Origin of the sequence: Frankia sp. KB5 (genome assembly GCF_002099325.1) — a bacterium.
GTDB lineage: Bacteria > Actinomycetota > Actinomycetes > Frankiales > Frankiaceae > Frankia > Frankia casuarinae.
Map to the genome: position 1 here is coordinate 1 of NZ_MRUJ01000232.1, position 5046 is coordinate 5046.

The 5046-nt window shown below is 73.3% G+C and carries 4 protein-coding genes and 1 pseudogene; all 5 read left to right on the forward strand.

Annotated elements, in window-relative coordinates:
- Positions 1-651 precede the first annotated feature (651 nt).
- Positions 652-1344: a flagellar biosynthesis protein FlgA gene (locus KBI5_RS20045; protein WP_157902557.1), complete on the forward strand. Its 693-nt coding sequence runs from the start codon at positions 652-654 to the stop codon at positions 1342-1344.
- Positions 1337-2173: a hypothetical protein gene (locus KBI5_RS28470; protein WP_277870119.1), complete on the forward strand. Its 837-nt coding sequence runs from the start codon at positions 1337-1339 to the stop codon at positions 2171-2173. Before KBI5_RS20045 ends, KBI5_RS28470 begins: the two co-directional genes overlap by 8 nt.
- Positions 2170-3618, forward strand: coding sequence for an ATPase, T2SS/T4P/T4SS family (locus KBI5_RS20055; RefSeq protein WP_085016117.1), 1449 nt, complete (start codon positions 2170-2172; stop codon positions 3616-3618). Before KBI5_RS28470 ends, KBI5_RS20055 begins: the two co-directional genes overlap by 4 nt.
- A 251-nt stretch (positions 3619-3869) precedes the next feature.
- Positions 3870-4511, forward strand: a complete 642-nt coding sequence (locus tag KBI5_RS20060) for a pilus assembly protein TadB (RefSeq protein ID WP_241883037.1) — start codon at positions 3870-3872, stop codon at positions 4509-4511.
- Positions 4511-5046, forward strand: a pseudogene (locus KBI5_RS20065) (secretion system protein); the annotation flags it as partial. The gene KBI5_RS20060 and the pseudogene KBI5_RS20065, both read left to right, overlap by 1 nt.

Below are 5046 nucleotides of genomic sequence, written 5' to 3' on the forward strand. Positions count from 1 at the left end.
TGGTACGTCTACCGGTGCAGCTCGGGCGGTGAGCAGGACGCTTTGTATCGGGCGCCGGTATGGATTCCGGACGCGGCAGCAGCGCCCGCGCCGGACCCGGAAGCGCTGGCGGAGCAAGCGCGCAACCAGCTGCGGCTTCCGGGCCCACAGATCGTAATGAACCCGTTGGTGGATCAGCTGGTGGGGTTGCCGACGTGGCTGTGGCTGGACGCGGCAGGGTGGAATCAGGTGGCGGCGACRGCRGCGGCGGGCGGGGTKTCGGTSACTGCSGTCGCSAAGCCSGYGCAGGTGACCTGGTCRCTCGGSGACGGCGGRACCGTGACGTGTACCGGTCCGGGCACRCCGTWCCCGSMYGGSGCYGATCCGAAGAGCGYGTCGCCGGACTGCGGCTACACCTACCGYCACCGYTCGCTGGACRCGSCGGGYGGGASGKTCRCGGTGACSGCGACGGTGCGYTGGGACGTGACCTGGGCCGGCGCCGGYCAGGCGGGGGCSTTCCCGGGKCTGACGACCGTGTCGACGACGSMGGCSMGGGTGATCGAYGTTCCCGCGCTCACGASAGGCGGTGGCTGATGACGACCATGATCGATAYGGCCCGGCGAGCCGCTGGGGCATGCCCACGCCGTGGGGGCGCGGCGGGGAGGTGTCGTGGTGAGCGCCCCGTCGTCGGCGCCGCGTACCGCCGGCGCGGAGCGTGGCGCCCGACATGGCGGTGCGGCGCCGGCCGCGCGRCTGACCGGTGGTCCGCGGCGGCGGCGCCGGCTGCCGTATCTCCTTCTCGGGGTGGTGCTCGTGATCGGCTGCGCCGCCGCGGGTCTGCTTGTGGGTGCCCGTGTGGGGTCGCGGGCACCGGTGTTGGTGCTGGCCCGTCCGGTCGCGGTGGGCCAGGTCCTGGTGGCGGCCGATGTGCGGGAGGTGCGGATCTCCGCCGACGGCCTCGACACGATCCCGGCGGGGTCGAAGGACACGGTGCTGGGTCGGCCGGTGGCCTTCAGCCTTCCGGCGGGCACGGTGCTCAGCCGGGTGGCGGTGGGTGCCGCGCAGGTCCCGGCGCGGGGGGAGGCGATCGCGGCGGTGGCGTTGAAGGCCGGTCAGTTCCCCACCGGCTTGTCGGCCGGTTCGCGGGTGGTGGTGGTTGTCGCTCCTGCGGCCAGTGCGGTGTCGACCGCCGGGTCCGCGGGTGCGGCTCGTTCGTGGCCGGCGACGGTCGTGGCCGTGGTGGCGGCGGATACCGATCAGACGACGGTGGTGTCGCTTCAGCTCGCTGAGGCCGATGCCCGTGCGCTGGCGGCGGCGCCGGCCGGGCAGGTCGGTGTCGTGACGGTCAATGGAACGGGTGGGTGACCCGGTTTTGATCATCGCGGTGGGTTCGTTGAAAGGCAGTCCGGGGGCGACGACCTTGGCGCTGGCGTTGGCGGATCGCTGGCCGGCGGGCGGCGGGGAGCCGCTGGTGGTGGAGGCCGACCCGGCAGGGGGCGACCTCGGTGCCCGGTTCGGGTTGCTGGCGGGTGGGCGGGGGCTGGTCACGCTCGCCGCTGCCGGCCGCCGCGGCGGGCGGGCACGGCCGGTCGACGACCACGTGCATGAGCTGCCTGGCGGCCTTCAGGTGATCCCGGCCCCCGCCGGTGCCGAGCAGGCCAGTCAGGTACTCGGCGAGTTGGACGGTGGGGGCTGGTCACTGCTGTGGTCGGCGGCGCGGACAGGCGGGCGGACGGTGATCGTGGACTGTGGCCGCCTCGATCCGCACTCGCCCACGGCGCCGGCGTTGCGGGCGGCGGACGTGCTGTTGCTCGTGGGACGGGCCCGAGACGAAGAGCTGGCGCATCTGGCGGCGCGGATGCAGGTGGTGCAGGGCTGGGGCGTGCCGGACTGGTATGTCGTTGTCGTCGCCCAGCCCCATCAGGCGCCGGAGTACCGGGTGCGGGAGATCGCCCGGGTGCTGGGTTCGCGGGCGCTGGGTCCGGTGCCCTACGACACCACGGCCGCGGAGGTGCTCGCCGGTCGTCGCCAGACCCGCACCGGGATCGGCCGGTCAAAGCTCGGCCGGACCGTGGCGGGCATGGCCGACCATCTCGCCGCCACCGCGCCGGCCGGCGCGGAACGCCCGGCGTTGGGCGGGTTCGAGGGCCGTGCCGCGTTGCCGGCAGCCCCGACGCGGGCGGGGCGGCGATGACGGTCCCGTCCTGGCCCGATAACCCGCGCCGTCCAGCGCCGGGGAACGGGGCGGTCTGGCCCGGTCCGCTCGCCCCCTGGGACGGTGGCAGTGGAAGTCCGGCCGCGCCGACTGATCTTCCAGGCCGGGCCACCGGGTCGGCGGCCGACGCGCTGCGCGTCCGGCTACGCGAGGGGCTGCGAGCGGCGCTCGCGCGGCGGCTGCGCGCGGACGAGGACGCAGGCTCCCCGCCGTTGACCGCCGACGAGCGGCAGGCGTTCGCGTTGTCGGTGCTCGTCGATCTGACCGAGGCGCACACCAGCGCCGAACTCGCCCGCGGTGCGGGGGTCCTGACGCCCGGAGACGAGCAGCGTGTCCTCCACGAGGTTCTCGCCGAGGTCCTCGGGCTCGGCGGGCTCGAACCGCTCCTGGCCGACCCATCGATCGAGAACATCAACATCAACGGGGATCGGGTGTTCATCCGCCGGGCCGACGGGTCCCGGCAGCGGCTGCCAGCGATCACCGACTCGGACACCCAGCTGGTCGGGCTGATCAGGGACCTGGCGGCGCACGCCGGGGTGGAGGAACGCCGCTGGGATCGCGGCGCCCCCATGGTCAACTTCCATTTGGCCGACAAGAGCCGCGTGTTCGCGGTCATGGCCGTGACGCAGCGACCAAGTGTGTCCATCCGCCGGCACCGGTTCCGCCACGTCACCCTGTCCGCGTTGCGCGCCAGCGGCACGATCGACTACGGGCTGGAGGCGCTGCTCGGCGCGCTGGTCAGGGCACGGAAGAACATCGTGGTCGCCGGGGGGACGGCGATCGGGAAGACGACGATGCTGCTCGCGCTCGCCGACCAGATCCCGCCCAGCGAACGGCTGGTCACGGTCGAGGACGTCTACGAGCTGGGGTTGGACGCCGACGAGCGGGCCCACCCGGACGTGGTCGCGATGCAGGTTCGCGAACCCAACACCGAAGGCGAAGGCGCGATCTCCGCTTCCGATCTTGTCCGGGCCGCGCTGCGGATGTCCCCAGACAGGGTGATCGTCGGGGAGGTGAGGGGCAGCGAGGTGATCCCGATGCTCAACGCCATGAGCCAGGGCAACGACGGCTCGATGACCACCCTGCACTCCTCGACCAGCCGCGGCGTGTTCACCCGCCTGGCCAGCTACGCCGTGCAAGGCCCGGAACGGCTTCCCGTCGAGGCGACAAACTTGCTGATTGCCTCGGCGATCCACGTCGTCGTCCACCTGGCCGAGCCCCGCGGGGAACGCGGCCGGCGGGTCGTGTCGTCGGTGCGGGAGGTCGTGGACGCCGACGGCACCCAGGTGGTCACTAACGAGCTGTATCGGCCCGGCCCCGACAGGCGTGGCATGCCGGCGGCCCCGCCGACCGGTGAGCTTCTCGACGACCTGATCGACGCCGGGTTGGACCCGGACCTGCTGTCGCAGGGGTGGTGGGGATGACCGGCCTGTTCGGCCTGCTCGGCCTCGGGGTGGGCRCGGGCCTGCTGCTGATCGTCTACGGCTGGCGTGGGCCCGACGACGATGCCGGCCGTCCTCGTCGCAGGCTGGTGCTGCCCCAGCCGTGGCGGACGAACCCGCGGTTCGGCCGGTGGGCCRCCGCCGCKGYGGCGGCMGGGATCGTCGCGGGCRCGGTGACGGGCTGGGTCGTSGGCGGRCTRYTGATCGCSATGGCSGTGTAYGGGCTGCCGCGGATGCTGGGCCCAGACCGGGAACAGGCACGGCAGGTCGCCCGCACCCAGGGCATCGCGGTGTGGGCCGAGCAGCTACGTGACACCCTTGCCGCCGCGGCCGGGCTGGAGCAGGCGATCGTGGCGACCGCGCCCGCCGCSCYGGCKGCGATCCGCGACGAGATCGCCCTGCTGGCYGCCCGCGTCGAACGYCGCGAGCGGCTCGGTCCGGCGCTGCGCGCGCTGGCSGACGACCTGGATGACCCRCTGGCCGATCTYGTGATCGGCGCGCTGATCCTGGCCAGYGAGYATCAGGCMCGGCAGCTGTCYGGGCTRCTSGGCCAGCTCGCGGCCACGGCCCGYGCCCAGGTCGACATGCTGGGCCGCATCGAGGTCGGCCGTGCCCGGATGCGCACCACGATGCGGGTCGTCGTCGTGACCTCRCTGGTGTTCGCCGGCGGGCTCATGATCTTCAACCGTGCGTTCCTGGAGCCATACAGCACCGCTACCGGGCAAGTAGTCCTTCTCGCCGTTGGGGCGATCTTCGTCGCCGGGTTCGGGTGGCTGAAGCGCATGTCGAAGATTGAGAACCCGGCCCGCTTCTTGCAAGGCGATGAGGCAGCGGCGACGGTGGCAGCGGTTCCCGCGATGGGGCGGGTGCCGTGATGAGTGTGTTGTTGATGTTCCTGGCGGCCGGGGTCGGGGTCGGTCTGTGGGCGCTGGCCGTGTGGCTGTTCCCGCCGCGGCCGTCGCTGGAGGAAGTGCTGGCTCGGCTGGACCCCGCCCCTGCGGAACCCGCCGCTATCGCGGCGGTGGTGCCGGTGGAGCAGGACGGCTGGGCCGTACGGGTGGGCGGGCCGTTCGTTGGTGTTCTGCGCGCGGCGGGTCTGCCCACCGTGGCGCTGCGCCAGGACCTGACGGCGCTCGGCCGCTCCGTCGAGACCCACTTGGCGGAGAAAGCCACCGCGGGCCTCGCCGGTCTCCTCTTCCCCTCGGTCGTCGGACTCGCCTTCGCCGCGGGAGGCCGACCGTTTCCCCCGGCGGTGCCGGTCGCGCTCGCGTTGTTCCTCGCGGTCGGCGGCTTCCTGCTGCCCGACCTCACTGTGAAAGCCGAGGCCGACCGTCAGCGCCGGGCCTTCCGGCACGCGCTGTCGGCCTACCTGTCCCTGATCCAGGTTCTCCTCGCCGGCGGTGCGGGTGT